Origin of the sequence: Collimonas sp., from assembly GCF_035566555.1 — a bacterium.
Lineage (GTDB): Bacteria > Pseudomonadota > Gammaproteobacteria > Burkholderiales > Burkholderiaceae_D > Collimonas.
This window is the reverse complement of the sequence record NZ_DATMRB010000163.1, coordinates 1-20343: the sequence shown is the minus strand read 5'-3', so window position 1 is coordinate 20343 and position 20343 is coordinate 1. Positions and strand designations below refer to the sequence as shown.

Below are 20343 nucleotides of genomic sequence, written 5' to 3'. Positions count from 1 at the left end.
GCTGGGCATCGAGCTGGAAATCATGTTTTGTTTCGATACCGATTTCCGGCCGGGAACGGCGCCGGTCCCGGAGCGCGAAGTAATGCGCCGCGTCAGCACGATGGCGGCGTCGATAGAGATCGTTTCCAGCCGCATCGCCGGCTGGCCGGATGTGCCCAAGCTGAGCCAGCTGGCAGACCTGCAAAACCACGGCGCCCTGGTCAGCGGTGAATTTGTCGCTTACGACGCTGCTTTTCCGTTCCTGAACCCGGCGGCGCACCTGACCTTGAACGGCAAAGACATATTCAAGGGCAGCGCCAGCAATCCGGCCGGCGACCCGCGGCGCCTGCTGGGCTGGCTGGTGAACCATTGCAGCAGGCAAGGCATAGCCCTGCCTGCGGGCACGGTGGTCACTACCGGGTCCTATACCGGCATCCACTTCCCGGACGAGCCGGGATTGGTGATCGGCCAGATTGCGGGTTTGCCGCCGATTCATTTCGAGCTGGCTTGAGCCGGCATCGGCAATTTTTCAAGCTTTTGACAGGATTCCATCTATGTTGGTCAAGCCCATCCACCTGGTTCCCCGCAGCCCGCCGCTGGCTACGCCGCTGGCCGTTCAATTACGGCGCGAACTGAGAGGCGAAGTACTGTTCGGCCGGGCCGACCGCGGCCGCTACGCCACCGATGCCTCGATCTACCAGATCATGCCGCTCGGCGTCGTGGTGCCGCGCGACCAGGACGACCTGCTGCTGGCGCTGGACATCGCCCGCAGCCACCACATCCCGGTGCTGGCGCGCGGCGCCGGCACCAGCCAGTGCGGCCAGACGGTGGGCGAGGCGCTGGTGCTCGACAACAGCAAATGGCTGAACCAGGTCATCGATTTCGATGCCGCGGCACGCACCGTGACGGTCGAGCCCGGCATGGTCCTCGACCATCTCAACGCCTGGCTCAAGCCGCACGGGCTGTGGTTTCCGGTGGATGTCTCGACCGCGGCCCAGTGCACCATCGGCGGCATGGCCGGCAACAATTCCTGCGGCTCTAGGTCGATCGAGTACGGCAATATGGTGCACAACGTGGCGGCCATCGACGCCGTCCTGGCTGACGGCAGCCAAGGGCGCTTTGAACGGCTGGACCGCATGCAGCAGGAAGGACGGATCGGCGCTATCGTCGCCGGCTTGCAGCAGATCGCCCGGCGCGAGCGGGCCGAGATCGCGGAACGCGTGCCCAAGGTGCTGCGGCGGGTCGGCGGCTACAACATCGATCTGTTCGATTGCCAGAACCCGCGCGCCTACACTGACGACGGCATGGCCAACCTGGCGCACATCCTGGTCGGTTCGGAAGGCACGCTGGCCTACAGCCGCCAGCTCACCCTGGCGCTGGCGCCGCTGCCAGCGCACAAGGTGCTGGGCGTGGTGAATTTCCCGACCTTCTACCAGGCGATGGACCTGACCCAGCACATCGTCAAGCTCGGCCCGACCGCGGTCGAGCTGGTGGACCGCACCATGATCGACCTGTCGATCAGCAATCCGGCCTTCAGGCCGGTGATTGAAAAAGCGCTGCGCGGCCGGCCGCAGGCGATCCTGCTGGTCGAATTCGCCGGTGAACAGCTGGATGCGCTGCTGCAGAAGCTGGCCAGCCTGGATGAATTGATGGCGGATCTGCAGCTACCCGGCGCGGTGGTGCAAATGTCCGGCGCCGCCGAGCAGAAAGCCCTGTGGGATGTGCGCAAGGCCGGCCTCAACATCATGATGAGCATGAAGGGCGACGGCAAGCCGGTGTCTTTCATCGAAGATTGCGCCGTGCCGCTCGAACACCTGGCGGAATACACCAGCCAGCTGACCGAGGTATTCCACAAATACGGCACCGAAGGCACCTGGTACGCCCACGCCAGCGTCGGCACCCTGCACGTGCGGCCGATACTCGACATGCGCCGCGGCGGCGCCAAGGACATGCGCGAAATCGCCGAAGCCGCCTCGGCGCTGGTGCGCAAGTACAAGGGAGCTTACTCCGGCGAACACGGCGACGGCCTGTGCCGCGGCGAATGGGTAGCCTGGCAGTACGGTCCGCAGATCAACGCCGCTTTCAGTGAAATCAAGGCCTTGTTCGATCCGGAGAACCGCTTCAATCCGGACAAGATCGTAAGGCCGCCGAATATGGACGACGCTGCCAATTTCCGCTTTGCGCCTGGCTATGCCGAGCTGCCGCACCGGCCCTTGCTGGACTGGTCTGCATGGAACGTCAAACGCGATCCGCTCAGCGGCGAGGAAAGCGCCGCCGGCACTGGCGGCGACCGCAGCGGCGGTCTCGCCAAGCTGGTGGAAATGTGCAACAACAACGGCCATTGCCGCAAGTTCGACGCCGGCACCATGTGCCCCAGCTACCGCATCACCAAGGATGAAAAGCATGTCACGCGCGGCCGCGCCAACACGCTGCGCCTGGCGCTTTCCGGGCAGCTGGGCAGCGCAGGCCTGGCCAGCGCCGAGGTCAAGGAAGTGCTGGACCTGTGCGTCTCCTGCAAGGGCTGCAAGCGCGATTGCCCGACCGGGGTCGACATGGCCAAGATCAAGATCGAGGCGCGCGCCGCCTGGGTCGGCCAGCACGGCCTCAGCCTGCGTGAGCGGCTGGTCGGTTTCATGCCGAAATATGCGCCCTACGCCGCCAGCCTGGGCGGCCTGGTTGCCGCCGTTGATAAAGTCCCGCTGCTGTCGAACTGGCTCAAGAGGCGCATCGGCCTGGCGCCGCAGCGTGCCTTCCCGCAGTTCAAGAGCGCCTTCCTGGCCAAGGCAAAATCTACCGTCGCCGGCGCGCGCGAAGTGCTGCTGTTCGTCGATACCTTCAACAACTACATGGAGCCGGAAAACGCCCGCGCCGCCCAGCAGGTGCTGGAAGCCGCCGGCTACAAAGTCCATTTCAACACGGTCGCCGGCGCCCGCCCCTTGTGCTGCGGCCGCACCTACCTGTCCGCCGGCCTGGTCGAGCAAGCCAAGGCCGAGGCGCGCAGGACGCTGGACGCATTGCTGCCCTATGTCGAACGCGGCATCGCCATCGTCGGCCTGGAGCCATCCTGCCTGCTGTCCTTGCGCGATGAATTCCTCAGTTACGGCTATGGCGAAGAAGCCAAAAAGCTGGCGCAGTCGGCTTATCTGTTTGAAGAATTTCTCGTGCGGGAAAAAAACGCAGGCCGCCTTCAGCTCGATCTGAAGCCTTTACCCGGCAGCAAGGTCATGCTGCACGGGCATTGCCATCAAAAGGCCTTCGATGCCCTGCGTCCGGTGCAAGCAGTGCTGGGGTGGATACCGCAGGTGGAATTGTCTACCGTTGAGTCCTCCTGCTGCGGCATGGCCGGCAGTTTCGGCTATGAAGCCGAGCACTATGAGGCGTCGATGGCGATGGCGGAACTGACGCTCCTGCCGGCAGTGCGCAAGGCAGGCAAGGACGGCATCGTGGTTGCCGACGGCAGCAGCTGCCGGCACCAGATCCAGGATGGGGCAGATACGGCTGCCTTGCATGTGGTGCGCGTTCTAGCCATGTCTTTGGCAGGAAACGGATAAACCGACCGCGACAAAATTCCTCTTGTGATAATGCCGGTCGGGTGGGCACCTGTGCCCACTTCGATCAATCGAGGAACGCAGACAGCGCTTGCTTCAGCTTCTGTTTTTCAGTCCGCCGCACTTTGCGTGCTGGATTGTAGGAGGCATGCGCGCCGGCCTTTCTGGCCCTGGCTGGCGCCACGAGGGGGTTGCGCGGCTTCGGCAATTTAAGTGTGACTTTCATGGGCCATCCTTTCACGCAAATGATCTGGCATAACGTTTCCTTGTCATGCCGGTGTCCTCGCTGCGGGCTGGCGCTGCCGTGCCCGCAAAAACAAAAACCCCGGCGAGTTTCCTCACCGGGGTTCTGTCTGGAACGACCGGCTCGGGGCGGCAAGATCGCCGCAATCCCCGAGCAGTCATGCGCGGGGCTATTTATCGTTTGAATTGTTGATAGCCGTCCGTGGCATGGCCGTTCCTTTCCTGTAAAAATGCGTTAGTCGAAATACTGAGTTGCGATTCTGCGCCCGATGAAATCGCAGTGTCAAACAATTCACCGCAGAGCGCTGCGATTCTGTTGTATTTGACACGAAATCCGGCGCGACATGCGCCAGCCAAATGCTGCCGAACCTAGTTGAGTTCACGCATGCGGCTGTGTTTTGGCAGGCGCGCCGCCAGGTAGTCGTGCTGGTCGGCCAGGACGTTGCGGCCGCTCAGCAGATAGTGTTCGGCGCGGCAGGGAACATAGGGAACGTACAGCAGCGGCCGGAAGCTCTCCAGCACCTTGCTGCCTTTTTCCTGGTTGCAGTCCTTGCAGGCGGTGACGCAATTGGTCCAGGTATCCTTGCCGCCGCGCGAGCGCGCCAGCACATGGTCGCGCGACAGTTCATTGTGCGGGAAGCGGCCGCCGCAATAAGCGCAGGTATAGCGGTCGCGGCGGAACAGCAGATCGTTGTGATGGCCCAGCGGCAGTTCCATGTGCAGCATGCGCGCCATGATGGCGCTGCCGGCGATGGCGATGATGGGTTTGACGGCGATGCGCGACTGGATGCCGGCGCGGGAGTAACCGCCGCGGAAGACGATGTCGCCTTCGCCGATTTCCCAAGCCACCTTCCCGCTCGCGTAATAGAGCACAGCGTCTTGCGGCGAAATCCAGTCAAACGGATTGCCCGCGATATCGAGGGTCAGGATGTGGGACGTCATTTGCATCACCTTTGCGGTTGATTATAACCAGCATTTTTGTATTTCGTCCTTCGTTTGTTGCTTTTTAGCGTGAGGACTGCGCTACTGGTTGGGGTGGCCTATCGGGAATGATCCGATATCGTCGCGGGTCACAGCCGCGCGCTTTGCCAGTTAAGCTAAAGCCACCATTGAGATCTATATTGGGTGCGCCGACCTGTTTGGAAAGAGGTGGCTGGTAAATATTGCTGCAGACAGCGCAGGGATTTGTCCCTGCGCCGCTCTATTTCTGTTTCATTTTGTTGCAATTACGCAGGTGCTGGACAGCCCTTGTTCTTCAAACGTGATCCTCACCGGCAAGAATTGTTCGATGACCTCGGCATTGGTAATCGCATGCTGGGATACGCGATCGGTCGTAAAACGGCCGCTTCCGGCCAATGCCAGCGGCAGCATGATCTGGTCGGCCAGATGCTCGCCGACCGCCGCGCCGGAGGCAATATACTGCCGCACCTGCGAAATTGCCTTTTTTGCAACCGCCTCGGAGCGCACCATTTTCTCGCCGAATGCGCAAAACACTTCTGTCACATGCTGCGACTCCAGCGTGACCAGCAAGGCGTTGCCCGGTCCCTGATCATGCGGCAAGCCGCGGATCGCCAGTTGTGCATCATCCCAGCCCATTGCGGTCTTGACGCAAGCCAGTTCGCGCTTGGCGACATCGGCCGGCACGCCGGCGATGAAACTTTCCGCGTAGCCCGCAACGCGTTCGCCGCGGCTCATCAGTTCCAGCGGCTGCAACTGCCGGCACGGCGATACTTTCGCTTCTATCTCGCCGCCGCCGGCGGGATAGAAGCCGAAGCGTTTAAGTTCGATTGCCATGTCAGCACCCATCGCCGCCAGCACGCGGCCATAGGCGCGCTGCAGGAAATGGGCCGGTGGCGCCATCGCGTTGTGGGTGCCGCCGGTGATGCTCACCACCGACGGCGCATCTGCATATAGCAAGGCCGGCAGCAAGGTTTGCAGCACCAGGGTGCAGCTGCCGGCCGTGCCAATGGCGAACTGATAGTTCCCGCCCTCGATCTTGCCCGGCATGAATTGCAGCGCCTGTGCGCCTACCGCGGCAGAACCGATATCGGCATTGCTGATCTCGGCGGCAGCTTGCACCGCCACCAGATGCTGCCGCATCAATCCCGGCTTTGGCCGGTTGGCCCGGATATTCACAATCCGGAACGGCTGTCCGGTAATCATCGACAGGGTCAATGCTGTCCGCAAAACCTGACCACCGCCTTCTCCTGTTGCGCCATCTAGTTCAATCATGTTCTTCTATTCTTTATTGTTATCGTCATTGTGACCATGTCCCCAGCGTGAACATTACCTGCTTCAGTACAAGCAGGTGTTCAGCCTTTCACGCACACAACCTGCTTCAGGGTATGCACTACTTCCACCAAGGCGCGCTGGGCTTCCATCACCGCATCGATATCCTTGTAAGCCATCGGAATTTCATCGATGACGTCGGCATCCTTGCGGCATTCCACGCCCTGCGTCGCCTTGATCTGGTCGTCCAGCGTGAAACGCCGCTTGGCTTCAGTCCGGCTCATAGTGCGTCCGGCGCCGTGGCTGCAGCTATGGAAGCTGTCGGCATCGCCTTTACCGCGGACGATGAAGCTTTTAGCTCCCATCGAACCGGGAATGATCCCCAGTTCGCCCGCCCGCGCTGAAACGGCGCCCTTGCGGGTTACCAGCACATCCTTGCTGAAGTGATTTTCCTTCTGCACATAGTTATGGTGGCAATTCACGGCTTCCACATGCGTCTCGAAAGGCTTGCTGATCACCGTCCGCACCGCTGCAATCAGATTCTGCATCATCACCTCTCGGTTCATGCGCGCAAACTTCTGCGCCCAGCTCACTGCTTCTATATAGTCGTCGTAATGTTGCGTACCTTCCGGCAGGTAGGCCAGGTCCTGATCCGGCAAGTTGATGAAATGGGTGCGCATATCCTGCTTGGCCAGTTCGATGAAATGCGAGCCGATGGCGTTGCCGACGCCACGCGAACCCGAGTGCAGCATGAACCAGACCGCATTGCTTTCGTCCAGGCAGACTTCAACGAAGTGGTTACCGGATCCCAGCGTTCCGAGGTGCCGATAGTTATTCGTGTTCTTCAACCTTGGCGTCTTCAGGCAAACCGCGTCGAATCCATCCTTCAGCTGCGCCCAGGCGGCGTCCACCGGCGCCGGCGGGGTTTCCCATGAACCTTTATCGCGGCCCTTGAAACCGCGCGTCTTTGGCGACATCCCGTGCGGAATGGCCTTTTCGATGGCGCTGCGCAAAGGGCCGAGATTATCAGGCAGGTCGCGCGCGTTCAAGGTGGTCTTGGCCGCCATCATACCGCAGCCGATATCCACCCCCACCGCGGCAGGAATCACCGCTCCCAGTGTAGGAATAACACTGCCGATGGTCGATCCTTTGCCAACGTGGACGTCAGGCATCACGGCCAGATGCTTATAGATAAAGGGCATCTTCGCGGTATTGCTCAGCTGCTTGCGCGCTTCAGCTTCCACCGGAACTCCGCGGGTCCACATCTTGATATGGCTTCCGCCTTCAACATTCATTACATCGTATTCTTCGTGCTTCATGGTCTTCTTCTTTTAAATAATAAGGGGATGACAAGTGGTGATGAAATGTTTTACTGAGCTATCGGCAGGTGCCGACCCGGGGCTTGAACCGGGGACCTTCGAAGCAAGCTTCGCTGCTCTATCCATGTAATTCCATCGGCATTCATCAAAAAAATCAGCGACAAGGGGTGGTGAAACGATGTGCGGTTGCCCGCACGGCGCTCTTCCGGTTGAGCTACGGCGACTCTGCTTTGCCGCCGGCGGGATTTGAACCCGCGTCTCCACAGCTTGAATGATGTAGTTTCACCAGCATTCGCCTAAAATCTGCTACTGCGCACCTTCAAATCCCGACAAGAGTTGACAAGACATTCTGCCAAAGCTGTTCAGTCTGGCAGGCCGGATTCGCGCCGGCTATTCTGAATGTAGTCTTGCCTGCATTCGGGGACACGCACCACTGAGCGACAGTATGACAAGAGGTCGATGTGACGAGACATTTATCGGATGTAATCGCACCGGCATTCATGCTGCGCTCAAAACCTGTACTGCTGATCCTGATGATCCAGCTCACGGTGAGCTCCTTTATCAGTGCTCTCCGTTATATGAGAGAGCGTATCAAACTATTAAATGGAGATGGATTGAATTTCACCCACCCAATGCGCTGCGCTCAGCTGGCCGGCGGCAAAGTCGGCGACAATCTGGAATACATCGTCAGAAAAGCCGCCGATGTTCAAGATGTCTTCCCGTTCCGCCGCCTGCGTCGTGCCGTACGGCGTGATATCGATGCACACCAGTCTGGCGTTCGGGTTGCGCTGCTTGAATGTTTCCCATTCGCGCATCGTCGCCGTCGCACCGCGTCGTGCCGCATCGACCCAGGATTCGTTGTCCGACACGAAAATTACCAGGTCGGCCTTCGTCTTATCCTTGTTCAAACGTGCCAGCGGAGCGCTGCAATTGGTGCCGCCGCCGCGGATGGCCGCCAGCTTGCTGGCGTTTGTCATCACCGAATCGCGCGGATTCAGTTTGCAGGCGACTACATCGACTTCAAAGGGCAGTACGACGCTAGCCGGATTCTTGCGCAACATCGCGGCAGCCATCAAGGCCGCAATATCGATGCAGCGGATGGCCGATGTGGCCGAACCACGGTAACCGGTCGCTGGCGACTGCATGGAACCCGATACGTCAGGACAAACCACTACTTTTCCGGCGATTTCGGGAACGTTGTTCAACGCAATTTCCATTGCGTCCTGTAATGCTTCAATAATTTCCACTGGAACCTCTTCATTTGCCGCTCCGTAGGCGGCCATCAACTGATACGGAAACACCCTTGCCCTGGCTATCGCCTCGGCATCGCACAGTTTTTCCGCCACGATTGCTGTCATGCTTGGCAGCGCATACACGCCGTGACGTGCAAACGTATTCAGGTTCATGCGCAGCATCTGCCATCCGGCCTGGCGCGCAATCTGTGCCCATGCGATATCACTCAGCTCCAGCGCCGTCAGCATCTGGAACGGTACATTCGGCAGCGCTTGCGTACGGTCGGACTTGTAGGCTTGCAATGCTTTCAATAAAGGCGGCAGCGCTTCGGCGTCATAAGCCTTGCCGATCAACCATGCGAAGAATGCTTCGCGCCAGGCTTCCACCGGCTTGGGATGGACCATCTTCACCACGTCGGCCAGCGACGGCGCGTTGCCGACCGCGGCGGCCAGCAATTCTTTTTCCGAAGCCTGGTTCAGCCACGCTTGCACCAGTTTCTTTGGACGGGTGCCCAGCGATTTACGGCCGATGGCGCCGGAACGCAGGATCTGCACAAAATTCCGCAGCATCTTGCCGTTGTCGATCACGCGCTTGAAAGTACGCGTCAGCTCGGGCGCGCCTTTGGCGGCCAGAACGGCTGTCAACAGGACCGGCATGTCCTTCATGTAGCCGCGTTCGCGGCAATGCACTGCAGTCTGCGCAATGAAACATGTATCGATGTCCTGGCACAGTTCCAAAACCGTTTCCAGTTGTGTCTCGGCACTGGTGTAAAAGGTCGCATTCAGGCAACCGGTAGCGGCGTACTGCGCCAGCCGATGGCGCGGCGACATCGTATAGGCTGCGGCGCCGGCGGCATTGACTGCGTTCGCTTGCGGCAGGAATTTGCCTTTCAGGCTTTGGAACAATTGGGTATTCGCCATTTTCATTTCCTCTTTATTGATTGCGCCGAACAGATCAGGGCCTGCTTGCGTTATTCGTTGCTGCGACAGTTCTGTTTGTCTGCCGCTTCCATGCCTTTTTTATTGCAACGACTGTGCCAGCGCCGTCTGCGAGCTTTAACTTTGAAGTTAGTCGATTGATTTGAAAGGAATTTTTAATGAATTGGCGAGACTGGAAAGAGTTTGTGTGTGACTTCATTATTGTGATAAATTATCTTTTTAGATAAATATTTATCCAATATATGAAGAAGAAACGCATCGTAGTCATCGGCTTCCTCGGTACGCAGCTGGATAAGGGCTCGGGCAGCGGCCGCTGGGAAAAATGGCGGCCGACGGTGGCGCTGACCCAGCATGAAGAGATGGTGATCGGGCGTTTCGAGTTGCTGTACAGCGGCAAGTACGAAAGCCTGGTGCATCAGGTGAAGAGGGACATTGCCTCGGTCTCGCCAGAAACCAAGGTAAGCCCGCGGCAGCTGCCGATCGTCGATCCCTGGGATTTTGAAGATGTCTACGGCTGCGTGTTTGACTTCGCCAAGAGCTATCCTTTCGATACCGACAACGAGGAATACTGGATACACATCACTACCGGTTCGCACGTGGTGCAGATCTGCATGTTCCTGATGACCGAGGCGCACTATTTTCCGGGACGCCTGCTGCAATCGTCGCCGCCGCGCCGGCAGACCGTCGGCGATCCTGGCAGCTATACGCTGATCGATCTGGACCTTTCCCGCTACGATCAGATCGCCCAACGCTTTTCTCGCGAGCAGGAAGAAGGCGTCGCTTTCCTGAAATCGGGCATTGCCACCCGCAATGCGCGTTTCAACACGATGATCGATGAAATCGAACGGGTCGCCATCAAATCCAAGGCGCCCATGCTGCTGATGGGGCCGACCGGCGCCGGCAAGTCTTTCCTCGCCCGGCGCGTGTTCGAGCTGAAGAAGGCACGCCACCAACTGGACGGTAAATTTGTCGAGCTGAATTGCGCGACGCTGCATGGCGATGGTGCTGGTTCCACCTTGTTCGGCCATATCAAGGGAGCGTTCACCGGTGCGGCAACGGACCGTCCTGGCTTGCTGCGCACCGCGCACAAGGGCTTGCTGTTCCTCGATGAAATTGGAGAGCTTGGCCTGGATGAACAAGCCATGCTGTTGAAGGCGATAGAGGAAAAGCGCTTCCTGCCGGTCGGCGGCGACAATGAAGTCCAGAGCGATTTTCAGCTGATTGCCGGCACCAACCGTGATCTGTCGCGCGAAGTGGTGGCCGGCGGTTTCCGCGAAGACCTGTATGCGCGCATCAACTTATGGACCTATGAATTGCCAGGACTGGTGGACCGCTCTGAAGACGTGGAGCCGAACATCGATTACCTGCTGGCGCAGTTTGGCGCCGAGAATGGCCAGATGATCAGGCTCAACAAGGAGGCGCGCGATGTCTACATGCGCTTTGCCATGTCTCCGGATGCCTTGTGGATGGGAAATTTCAGGGATTTGTCGGCGTCGGTGACGCGCATGGCGACCCTGGCTGACGCCGGCCGTATTACCGACGCCATTGCGGCGGACGAGATCCGCCGCCTGCAGCGGCTATGGCGCCCCTACACCGAGCAACCGACGGAAACCGGCGCCGTCGATCTCGGCGAAGTGCTGGAACCTGCTCAGATAGAACAGATGGATTTGTTCGACGTCATGCAACTGCAAGCGGTGATCGATATTTGTCGCCGCTCGAAAACCATGTCGGATGCAGGCCGCAAGCTGTTTGCCGCATCGCGCAGCGCAAAGGAAAAGCCTAACGATGCGGACCGCCTGAAAAAATATTTGGCCAAGTTTGGGCTCGGCTGGGAGACGGTAGCAGGCAGGTAAGCAGCTGCCGCGCCGGTGCTAGCGCTGGGTCAGTACTGTATCGCGTAGCAAACGGTCCAGTACCGAGAAGTCCTGTTGTTGCGGTTGCAGCGCTGGTGAATCGTGGCTGAAACGCTGCAGCTCGCGTTCAATGAACTGATTGATCAAAGGCATGGCTGGCGCATGTTCCGATTCCTTCGCCCGCCGCTTGACGACCAGCAGTTCTGCAATCGCGTTCCTGAGAGCGGTGTCGCTGACGATAGCGTTGACCAGGTCCTGGAAGCGCATCGGCACCGCGCCGCGCTGCTGTTCTATCCAGATGCAGGCGAGCAAAGGCCGCAGGACATATAGATACTTCTTCAGCCGCACCATCTCCCCTTGCAGATATTCGCGGTAGTTCTTCCTGGCCATGTGCAGATAGTGATGGAAGGAGCGGTCGGGCCGGCTCACCTGTTCGGCGGCGGCCTGGAGCGCGCTCAGGAATGCCGGATCGGCGTGATAGACGACCGGCGAAGACAGCCATTCCACCAGGGTCGCGTTGCCATTGCGCAGCAGCCCGAGCGCCTTGCGCAAATCCCAGCCACTGACATCATAGACTTCACTGATTGGCAGCTCGATGACGTCCCGCCCCGGGAACACGGTCAGGTACCAGTCCGGCTGGTGAACATAGATGAAGCGCACGTCGTAATCGCTGTCGGGAGAAGCAAAGCCCCAGCCGCGGCTGCCCGATTCGCAGGCAAGCAGGATTTTCACCGCGTGCTCTGCCTCAACCTGGGCGAGCGTGGCGTTGATCTGGATGCGCACATCGGGGTCTATGGGATGTTCGGTATCGTAGTCGTAGGCGGCGTGCATGGCGCGTATATAAATACTTAGCTTAACCCGGCGTGCCTATCCGGGTAAACAAACTTGCTGAGAAAGGTGAGCATGAAATGCAGGGCGGAGTGCCGTCGAAGATTTGCGACAGCACTGTGATGTTGCTAGAGCCGTTCCGGCGGCCCTTTCAGCTCAACCACATTGCCTTCCGGATCGCTGATATATATGGATGGCCCCTCTCCTTCGGCGCCGTTGCGGGAAGCCAGCGGACCGGCATCGACCCGATGCGCCAGCAGATGGCTGCGGATGGCCGCTTCGTCGAAGGGTTCGACGCGGAAGCAGAAATGGTCGAGGTTGCGTCCCTCTTTTCCCGGCGCGGCGCCGCCGGCGCTGCCGAGTTTGCCGTCGACCGGCACCAGGTCGAGCAGCGAATTGCCGGCGCGTAGCTGCACCAGGCCGATGGCTTCCTGCCGCCGCTCCACGCTGCAACCGAGCACCTCGCAGTAAAAATGCAGCATCTTGTCGAGGTCGATGACGCGCAGCACCAGGTGGTCGATTTCACGGATATGTATCATCTTGGCTTCGCTCAAAAACCTTGATTGTAGTTCGGCCGGACGTCATTGTGTCTTGCGCGACACGACCAGCTTGGAGACGAACAGCTGGACGATTTCGCCGTGCTGGTTGCGGGTCTCGCTGCGCAGCTTCACCATGCCGCGATCCGGCCGCGAACGCGATGGCGTCACTTCCAGCACTTCGCTTTCGACATGCAGGATATCGCTGGCGCGGGTCGGTTGCGGCCAGCTTAGTTCGCCGCCCGAGCCGATGATGCCGCCCTGCAGCGGCATGCCGCTGGTGACCAGCAGGCGCATGGTGATGGCGGCCGTGTGCCAGCCGCTGGCGGCCAGTCCGCCAAACAAGGTGTTCCTGGCGGCGGCGTCGCTGAGGTGAAACGGCTGTGGATCGAACTGCTGGGCAAAGGCCAGGATCTGCTGCTCATCCATGGCATGCTCGGCGCTGACGAACAGCGCGCCGACTGTCAGGTCGTCCAGGTACAGCGCGGATTGCGGGGGACTGCTATGCTCGGTCATGACGGCTTCCTCGGGTTTGGTCAAAGCTTGCGGTATCTGTCTTCTCTGACAGGCTGATGTCGGAGAAACGTTGTGCGAATGTGCGCTACCGTACAGATTCAATCTTACATCGCGCCTACAGTGAAATCATGATTGTAGAAGATGCAGCCGCATCTCGATCACTTTGATGCGATTGCCGCCCCGGGCCGCTGGCCTGTTGCCTACGGATGTCGAATCAAGGATGCCTGACCCGATCAGGGCTATCGTCCGGAACTGGAGGACTTGACGTTTACTCAAAATTGCCAGTTTGTACACGCATCTTGAAATGCCATATATAATTTACAACGTTGTCCGATTGTCATCCACATTTTCGCTGGAGAAAAAAATGCAAAAAAAATCCTTATTCCCAAGCAAGACCCTTGCTGCCGTTGCTGTTGCCCTGGCTAGCGTCACCTTCGCCGGTTGCACCACTACCATGCCGGGCAAGGACGCAAGCTCCCAGACCAGCCGCTCCGACGTCAATGCCGGCGTAGACGCTACCTTGTCGAAACTGTACCAGACCGCGCCTGCTTCACGCGAGCTGGTGGCGCGCGCCAAGGGTGTCCTGGTATTCCCTGAAGTGCTGCAGGCCAGCTTTGTGGTCGGCGCCGAATACGGCAAGGGCGCCCTGCGCGTCGGCAACCGTACCGAAGGCTATTACAGCACCACCGCCGGTTCAATCGGTTTCCAGGCTGGCGCGCAATCCAAAGCCATCGTGCTGCTGTTCATGACACAGGACGCCTTGGATAAATTCCGCAACAGCAACGGCTGGACAGTTGGTGCGGACGCTACCGTGGCATTGGCTAACATTGGCGCCAACGGTAATATCGATACCAACACCGCGCAGCAACCGATCATCGGCTTCGTCACCACCAACGGCGGCCTGATCGCCGGCGTTTCGCTGCAAGGCGCCAAGATCGCCAAGATCACGCTGTAAGCAGCAACGCAGCTAGCAGTCCTGAAAGCGATACGGCATCTTCGGATGCCGTATTTTTTTGCCTGCTCCTGCCGCGCCCCGGTCCGCTAGTCGCTCAACAGTTCGGCGATCGCCTGCATGCCGTCGACCTGTTTGGCGACTACCTTGACGATGACGATGATGGGAATCCCCAGCAGCAAGCCCCATATTCCCCACAGCCAGCCCCAGAACAGCAGCACGATGAAGACCGCCGCCGCGTTCATCTTGGCGATGCGGCCGGTCATCCAGGTGGTCACGAAGGTGCCGACCAGGGTGGCGATCGCCAGCGTGGAGGCGGAGACCAGCAGCATCATGTAAAAGGAATCGAACTGCATGAAGGCGGTGACGCCGGTCGCTACCGCGATCAGCAGCGGGCCGAAGTAAGGAATGATATGCAGGAAGCCGCCGGCCAGGGCCCAGGCGCCGGCGTTTTCCAGGCCGATCCAGCGGAACACGATCCACATCAGCACCGCCAGCAAGGCATTCGTCACCAGCAGCATGAACATGTAGCGCTGGATCGAGGAATTGATTTCCAGCAGGATGCTGACGGCGATCTTCTTGTTCGACAGCGAGGGTCCGGTCAGTTTCACCAGCTTGCGCTTGAACTTGTCTCCTGACAGTAAAAGGAAGAACACCAGGAAGGCCACCATGGTCGCCTGGCCGATGAAAATCATGGCGCCCATCGAGCCGGTCCAGATCCATTCGCTGAGCTGGAAGGCCGGCGGCGGCGCCACTGCCGGCGCTTGCCGTTTGGGATCGGGCTTGGCGCCGGCGGCCTGTCCGGCGGCGCTTTCGATTTCATTGGCGGCGGCCTGCATTTTCTGGATGGTGCTGGTTTGTCCGCCCTGGTTCCTGGCGGTGACGATGGCGCGCGACAATTGATGGGCGGCGGCCGGCAGGCGCTCCACGATGGACTGGAACTCGCCGCGCAGCGAGTAGCCGACCTGGGCCAGGCCCAGCACCAGCGTCGCCATCACCAGGCAGGTGCCGACCAGGCGCGGTACGCGGATGCGTTCCAGGCAGGCTACCAGCGGATTCAAGGTATAGGCGATGAAAATCCCGAACACCAGCGGCACCAGGAATTTTTGCCCCCATTGCAGGGCGAACACCAGGGCCAGCACGGTGAGGATGCGCAGGCACAGACTGCGCACATGGGTGGCGCTGTTGGAAACAAACGGCGCCAGCGGACCGGTGGTCGGCGCTTCCGTGGCGGGATGATCTGCCGCTTGCTCCACGGCCGCGGGCGCCGGATCGGGGACGGCTATGTTGCTGGCTTCTGCTGTTGCCTCTGCGCTGATTGGATTCATGGGCGTAATTGGGAAGGTAATTGAGTGCGGGTCATGTAGGTCAAGCCGTTAGCAACAGCATATACAAGCCGGCGTGGCGGCTTGGTACGTCAGCGCACAGAAGCGGCGCTATTTTTTCCAGGTCGATTGTGCGCCAGAAACCTGCCGGAATTTGTTTCCGTGCATGATTGTTTTCGCTGACAAGAAAGACAAGTATTCGGCAATTGCCCAAAGGCAATTCCTATGACGGCAGAAAAGGGGTATTCTTGAAGACCGACGCCTGAAAAACAGCTGTCTGGTTCCGCTGTCTTTCTTGCATTACCTGCCTGGAGTTGTTAAGCATGACCGATGCATCCGAGCCGCATATCAGCGGTTATCACGCCCACATCTATTACGACGCCGCCAGCATGCCGCAGGCGCAGGCCCTGTGCGAGCAAGCCGCGCAGCGCTTTGCCTTGGCCGTGGGCCGCGCCCACCGGCAACCGGTGGGGCCGCATCCGGACTGGAGCTGCCAGCTGGGTTTTGCACCGGAGGTGTTCGGCCAGTTGATCCCGTGGCTGGCGCTCAATCGCGGCGGCCTGGTGGTGTTCATCCACCCGCTGACCGGCGACGAACTGGCCGATCATCGCGATCATGCCATCTGGATGGGCGCAGTGCGGCCTTTGAAGCTGGCGATCTTTGCCAAGGATGCCGAGGCGCTGGATCTTGAATAAACATGCCGGGCCGGCCTGGCGGAAAAAACGGAGACCTGCCATGCGCAGCTTGCAGCAATTCGCAGCAATCGCTCTGCTCGCGTGGCAGGCAATGCCCGGCGCCGGCATGGCGGCGGAGCGCATCATCCCGATTGATCCGGCGCGTGCCGACAAGCCGGGTTTCATGGTGATCATCGATGCGCCTGGACATTATCAGCTGGGCGGCAACCTGAAGGTGGCCGATCCTGACACTACCGCCATCGAAATCAATGCCGACAACGTCACCCTCGACCTGCATGGCTATGCCATCCAGGGACCGACACGTTGCCAGCAACTGCCGGCGCCATGCTGGCCGCTTGGCGGCGGCAACGGCATCCATGCGGTCAACCGCAGCCATGTCACGATCAGGAACGGCATCGTCCAGGGCATGGGCAATTACGGCATCTACCTGGAGACCGCTTCAGCCAGCCTGGATCACGTGGTGGTGTCGCGCAATGGCCGCGGCGGCGCAGTGCTGTTTGGCGGCGTGGTCAGCAACAGCGCGGCGGAGAATAACGGCGGCGACGGCATTTTCGGGATTGACCTCAAGGTCAGCCGCAGCAGCATGCGCGGCAATCAGCATTTCGGGCTGGCCGCCTTTGCCCAGTCCAGCTTCAGCAATAACCGGCTCAGCGCCAACAATGGCAACGCCGCGCAGACCAATCTCAAGTCTGCCGCCGCGGCAGGCAATACCTGCAACGCCAGCGCCTGTCCTTAGAGTCGACGCTTAACGGTCGACCCAGGCCATGCGCTCCTTGCTGTAGCGTTCGCCCGCCACCCGTTGCAGCGCACTCTCCAGCGTTTCGGTCTCGGCCGCGGTCAGGGTGACGTCGATGGCGCTGACATTCTGTTCCAGATAAGCGCGGCGCTTGGTGCCGGGAATCGGCACGATGTCGTCGCCCTGCTGCAGCACCCAGGCTAGTGCGACCTGGCCGGCGGTGGCGCCTTTGCTCGCGGCGATATCGGCTACAACTTGCGCGGCGCGCACGTTGGCGTCGAAATTCTCGCCTTGCAGGCGCGGATCGAGATGGCGGAAGTCGCTGGCCGGATAACTCTCGGCGCGCTGCGCCGTGCCGCTGAGGAAGCCGCGGCCGAGCGGGCTGAACGGCACCAGGCCGATGCCGAGTTCGCGCAGGACCGGCAGGATATCGGCTTCCAGGTTGCGTTCCCAGAGCGAGTATTCGCTTTGCAGGGCGCTGATCGGATGCACCGCATGTGCTTTGCGGATATTGGCGACGCCGGCTTCCGACAGTCCCAGGTAACGCACTTTCCCCTCCCGCACCAGCTCGGCCATGACGCCGACCACCTCTTCGATCGGCACCGCCGGATCGATCCGGTGCTGGTACAGCAGATCGATATGATCGGTGCCGAGACGGCGCAGCGAACCCTCTACTGCGCGGCGGATATGGCTCAGTTCGCTGGTGATGCCGGTGGTGGCGCCATTCTCGATCTTGAAGCCGAACTTGGTGGCCAGCACCACTTCATGCCGCCGTCCCTTGAAGACCCGTCCCAGCAATTCTTCGTTGAGATAAGGCCCATACTGTTCGGCGGTGTCGAAGAAGTTGATGCCGAGTTCCAGCGCACGCTCCAGGGTGGCGATGGATTCCTTTTCGTCGGCAGCGCCATAGGCGGTGCTCATGCCCATGCAGCCCAGTCCCATGGCCGATACCGTCAGGCCGCCCGATCCCAGCTTGCGATGCTTGATGAGTTGTTCATTCATTGTCTGCTCCGGAAAGAATTGATGCGGCCGGCGAGGTACAGCTGGCGTGCTTGACCATGGCCGGCGCCGCAAGTTAGTATAAGCCATGCTCAAGCAATCCATCATCTGCTCCTCTTCTCCAGTCTGCGTACGCTGTTGCCGCACGACGTCCCTGCATCGCATCTGATTTATATCTGACTTAGGTCGGATTTTTGCGCCCGATTTGAGCGGCGCGCCGTATCACCCGTCACTTTAAAAGAACTGCATGGAACTCCATCTTTACGATAGCTGGGAACGCCGCGTCCGCCGCTTCGACAGTATTCATCCGGGCCGCGTCGGCATGTACTGCTGCGGGCCGACCGTCTACGATTACGCCCACATCGGCAACCTGCGCACTTACATTTTTGAAGACCTCCTGCGGCGTACGCTGGAATTCAATGGCTACCAGGTGCAGCATGTGGTCAACATCACCGACGTCGGCCACCTGGTGTCGGATGGCGACGACGGCGAGGACAAGATGGAAAAAGGCAGCCGCCGCAGCGGCAAGAGCGCCTGGGACATTGCGCAATACTATAGCGCCGCCTTCATGGCGGATTGCCGCACGCTCAATCTGCTGCAGCCGGCCGTCTGGTGCCGCGCCACCGAGTATCTGCCGGAGCAGATCGGTTTCATCCAGGAGCTGGAGCGGAAAGGCTTTACCTACCGCACCGCCGACGGCATCTACTTTGACACCAGCAAGCAGGACGATTACGGCTACATGGCGCGGCTGGACCGCGATGCCTTGCAGGCCGGGGTGCGCGTCGCTGTGGGAGAGAAGCGCAGCATCACCGATTTCGCCTTGTGGAAATTCAGTCCGCCAGAGACGCGCCGCCAGATGGAATGGGACAGTCCCTGGGGCCGCGGCTTTCCCGGCTGGCACATTGAATGCTCGGCGATGTCGGCCGCCCATCTTGGCAGCTTGTTCGACATCCATTGCGGCGGCGAGGACCACATCGCGGTCCACCACAGCAACGAGATCGCGCAGACCCAGGCTTGCCACGGCACGCGCCTGGCCAATTACTGGATGCACGGCTATTTCCTGAAAATCGACGGCGAAAAAATTGCCAAATCGGATGGCGAATTCCTGCGCCTGCAATCGCTGGTTGATAAAGGGTTTGATCCATCGGCCTATCGCTACCTTTGCCTGGCGGCGCACTATCGCAGCCAGCTGGAATTCAGCTGGGAAGGCTTGCAGGCGGCGGCGACCGGTTTGCAGCGCCTGCGCGAGGCTTACCATCGCTGGCCGGATGGCGGCGCGGTCGATGCGGCATGGATGCAGCGCTTCCGCGTAGAGATCAATAACGACCTCAACTCTGCGCGCGTACTGGCGCTGGTGTGGGAACTGGTGCGCAGCGACGGCGATGCCGCCGTTGGCAAGGCGACCTTGCGCGCCATCGATACGGTGCTGGGGCTGGATCTGGATAACTGGCGACCCGATGCTTATCAGGTGCCGCAGGCAGTGGCGCAACTGGCGCAGCAACGTCAGGCCGCGCGCGAACAAAAGCAATGGCAGGAAGCCGATCGCCTGAGCTTGGAAATCAAGCGGCAGGGATTTCTGGTGGAAGATGGCGTTGCCGGTCCGCTGCTCAAGCCGGACCGGAGCTGATGCCGCGGCGCTTGCTCAGCTGGTTTCGTTGAGCGCCGCACGCACCGTGCTGAAAATGCGCTCGATCTCTTCCGGCTGCACGATCAGCGGCGGCGAGAAGGCCAGGATGTCGCCGGTATAGCGCACCATCACGCCTTTTTCAAAGCACTTGCGGAAAACTTCGTAGGCGCGGGCGCCGACCGCGCCGGGCCGTGATTCCAGTTCGATGCCGGCCACCAGGCCGAGGTTGCGGATGTCCTTGACGTGCGGCGCGCCGGCGACGCCATGCGCCGCCCTGCCGAACAGCGGCGACAGCTCGCGCGCGCGCTCGAACAGGCGCTCGCTTTGATACAGGTCGATGGCGGCGATGGCGGCCGCGGCGGCCACCGGATGGGCAGAATAGGTATAACCGTGCATCAGCTCGATGCCGCCGACGGCGGTCGCTTGCACCACCGTGTCATGGATCTCGCGCCGGACTGCTACCGCGCCCATCGGGATCGCCGCATTGTTGATGCCCTTGGCGAGGGTGATCAGGTCTGGCGTGACCTTGAAATATTCGGCTGCGGTGGCGGCGCCGAGCCGGCCGAAGCCGGTGATCACTTCGTCGAAAATCAGCAGGATGCCGTGCTTGCTGCATAGCGCGCGCAAACGTTCCAGGTAGCCGACCGGCGGCACCAGCACGCCGGTGGAGCCGGCCAGCGGTTCGATAATGACAGCGGCGATGGTCGAGGCGTCGTGCAAAGTCACCAGACGTTCCAGTTCATCCGCCAGGTGCGCGCCCCAGGCCGGCTGGCCGTCGCTGAAACCG

17 protein-coding genes, 1 tRNA gene and 1 pseudogene are annotated in these 20343 nt (G+C 60.3%); 7 read left to right on the top strand and 12 right to left on the bottom strand.

Annotation, left to right across the window (positions count from 1 at the left end):
- Both VNZ65_RS20005 and VNZ65_RS20000 read left to right on the top strand, forming a co-directional pair.
- Positions 1-490: pseudogene (locus VNZ65_RS20005) on the top strand (2-keto-4-pentenoate hydratase); the annotation flags it as partial.
- A gap of 43 nt (positions 491-533) precedes the next feature.
- Positions 534-3530, top strand: coding sequence for an FAD-binding and (Fe-S)-binding domain-containing protein (locus tag VNZ65_RS20000; protein WP_325672143.1), 2997 nt, complete (start codon positions 534-536; stop codon positions 3528-3530).
- Positions 3531-3594: 64 nt separating this feature from the next.
- Here the strand turns inward: VNZ65_RS20000 and VNZ65_RS19995 are convergent, their stop codons facing one another.
- The 6 genes from VNZ65_RS19995 to VNZ65_RS19970 all read right to left on the bottom strand — a co-directional run bounded on the left by VNZ65_RS19995 (position 3595) and on the right by VNZ65_RS19970 (position 9471).
- The gene (locus VNZ65_RS19995; RefSeq protein WP_325672141.1) at positions 3595-3753 is read right to left on the bottom strand and encodes a hypothetical protein; all 159 of its coding nucleotides are present in this window, start codon (positions 3751-3753) and stop codon (positions 3595-3597) included.
- A 386-nt stretch (positions 3754-4139) separates the two neighbouring features.
- Positions 4140-4712 (bottom strand): HNH endonuclease, encoded by a 573-nt coding sequence (locus VNZ65_RS19990; protein WP_061945659.1) that lies wholly within the window; start codon positions 4710-4712, stop codon positions 4140-4142.
- Positions 4713-4801: 89 nt separating this feature from the next.
- Positions 4802-4877 (bottom strand) — tRNA-His (locus VNZ65_RS19985).
- Positions 4878-4982: 105 nt separating this feature from the next.
- Positions 4983-6002 (bottom strand): RNA 3'-terminal phosphate cyclase, encoded by a 1020-nt coding sequence (gene rtcA / locus VNZ65_RS19980; RefSeq protein ID WP_325672138.1) that lies wholly within the window; start codon positions 6000-6002, stop codon positions 4983-4985.
- Between the two features lie 80 nt (positions 6003-6082).
- Complete coding sequence (locus VNZ65_RS19975; protein ID WP_325672136.1) at positions 6083-7318, bottom strand: RtcB family protein; 1236 nt, start codon at positions 7316-7318, stop codon at positions 6083-6085.
- A 599-nt stretch (positions 7319-7917) separates the two neighbouring features.
- The gene (locus VNZ65_RS19970; protein WP_325672134.1) at positions 7918-9471 is read right to left on the bottom strand and encodes an RNA-binding protein; all 1554 of its coding nucleotides are present in this window, start codon (positions 9469-9471) and stop codon (positions 7918-7920) included.
- Between the two features lie 260 nt (positions 9472-9731).
- Here VNZ65_RS19970 and rtcR point away from each other — a divergent pair, with 260 nt between their 5' ends.
- Complete coding sequence (gene rtcR / locus VNZ65_RS19965; RefSeq protein ID WP_325672132.1) at positions 9732-11342, top strand: RNA repair transcriptional activator RtcR; 1611 nt, start codon at positions 9732-9734, stop codon at positions 11340-11342.
- Between the two features lie 18 nt (positions 11343-11360).
- Here the strand turns inward: rtcR and VNZ65_RS19960 are convergent, their stop codons facing one another.
- The 3 genes from VNZ65_RS19960 to VNZ65_RS19950 all read right to left on the bottom strand — a co-directional run bounded on the left by VNZ65_RS19960 (position 11361) and on the right by VNZ65_RS19950 (position 13222).
- Positions 11361-12173, bottom strand: a complete 813-nt coding sequence (locus VNZ65_RS19960) for a nucleotidyltransferase domain-containing protein (RefSeq protein WP_325672130.1) — start codon at positions 12171-12173, stop codon at positions 11361-11363.
- A gap of 125 nt (positions 12174-12298) precedes the next feature.
- A complete protein-coding gene (locus tag VNZ65_RS19955; protein WP_325672128.1) occupies positions 12299-12709 on the bottom strand; it encodes a VOC family protein in 411 nt (136 codons plus the stop codon).
- A gap of 42 nt (positions 12710-12751) precedes the next feature.
- Complete coding sequence (locus VNZ65_RS19950) at positions 12752-13222, bottom strand: MaoC family dehydratase (protein WP_325672126.1); 471 nt, start codon at positions 13220-13222, stop codon at positions 12752-12754.
- 364 nt (positions 13223-13586) lie between these two features.
- Here VNZ65_RS19950 and VNZ65_RS19945 point away from each other — a divergent pair, with 364 nt between their 5' ends.
- The gene (locus VNZ65_RS19945; RefSeq protein WP_325672124.1) at positions 13587-14177 is read left to right on the top strand and encodes a BPSL1445 family SYLF domain-containing lipoprotein; all 591 of its coding nucleotides are present in this window, start codon (positions 13587-13589) and stop codon (positions 14175-14177) included.
- 86 nt (positions 14178-14263) lie between these two features.
- Here VNZ65_RS19945 and VNZ65_RS19940 read toward each other — a convergent pair whose 3' ends face one another.
- Positions 14264-15502 (bottom strand): AI-2E family transporter, encoded by a 1239-nt coding sequence (locus tag VNZ65_RS19940; RefSeq protein ID WP_325672122.1) that lies wholly within the window; start codon positions 15500-15502, stop codon positions 14264-14266.
- Positions 15503-15822: 320 nt separating this feature from the next.
- On the opposite strand from VNZ65_RS19940, the gene VNZ65_RS19935 reads away from it, so the two are divergent.
- Complete coding sequence (locus tag VNZ65_RS19935) at positions 15823-16194, top strand: DOPA 4,5-dioxygenase family protein (protein WP_325672120.1); 372 nt, start codon at positions 15823-15825, stop codon at positions 16192-16194.
- Positions 16195-16234: 40 nt separating this feature from the next.
- Positions 16235-16930 (top strand): right-handed parallel beta-helix repeat-containing protein, encoded by a 696-nt coding sequence (locus VNZ65_RS19930; RefSeq protein ID WP_325672118.1) that lies wholly within the window; start codon positions 16235-16237, stop codon positions 16928-16930.
- A gap of 9 nt (positions 16931-16939) precedes the next feature.
- On the opposite strand, the gene VNZ65_RS19925 is transcribed toward VNZ65_RS19930, so the two are convergent.
- Positions 16940-17932, bottom strand: a complete 993-nt coding sequence (locus VNZ65_RS19925) for an aldo/keto reductase (protein ID WP_325672116.1) — start codon at positions 17930-17932, stop codon at positions 16940-16942.
- A gap of 244 nt (positions 17933-18176) precedes the next feature.
- Between VNZ65_RS19925 and cysS the strand changes: the two genes are divergently transcribed.
- Positions 18177-19556: a cysteine--tRNA ligase gene (gene cysS, locus VNZ65_RS19920; protein ID WP_325672114.1), complete on the top strand. Its 1380-nt coding sequence runs from the start codon at positions 18177-18179 to the stop codon at positions 19554-19556.
- Positions 19557-19571: 15 nt separating this feature from the next.
- Here cysS and VNZ65_RS19915 read toward each other — a convergent pair.
- On the bottom strand, positions 19572-20343 hold a 772-nt coding region (locus tag VNZ65_RS19915), incomplete at its 5' end, for an aminotransferase class III-fold pyridoxal phosphate-dependent enzyme (RefSeq protein ID WP_325672112.1).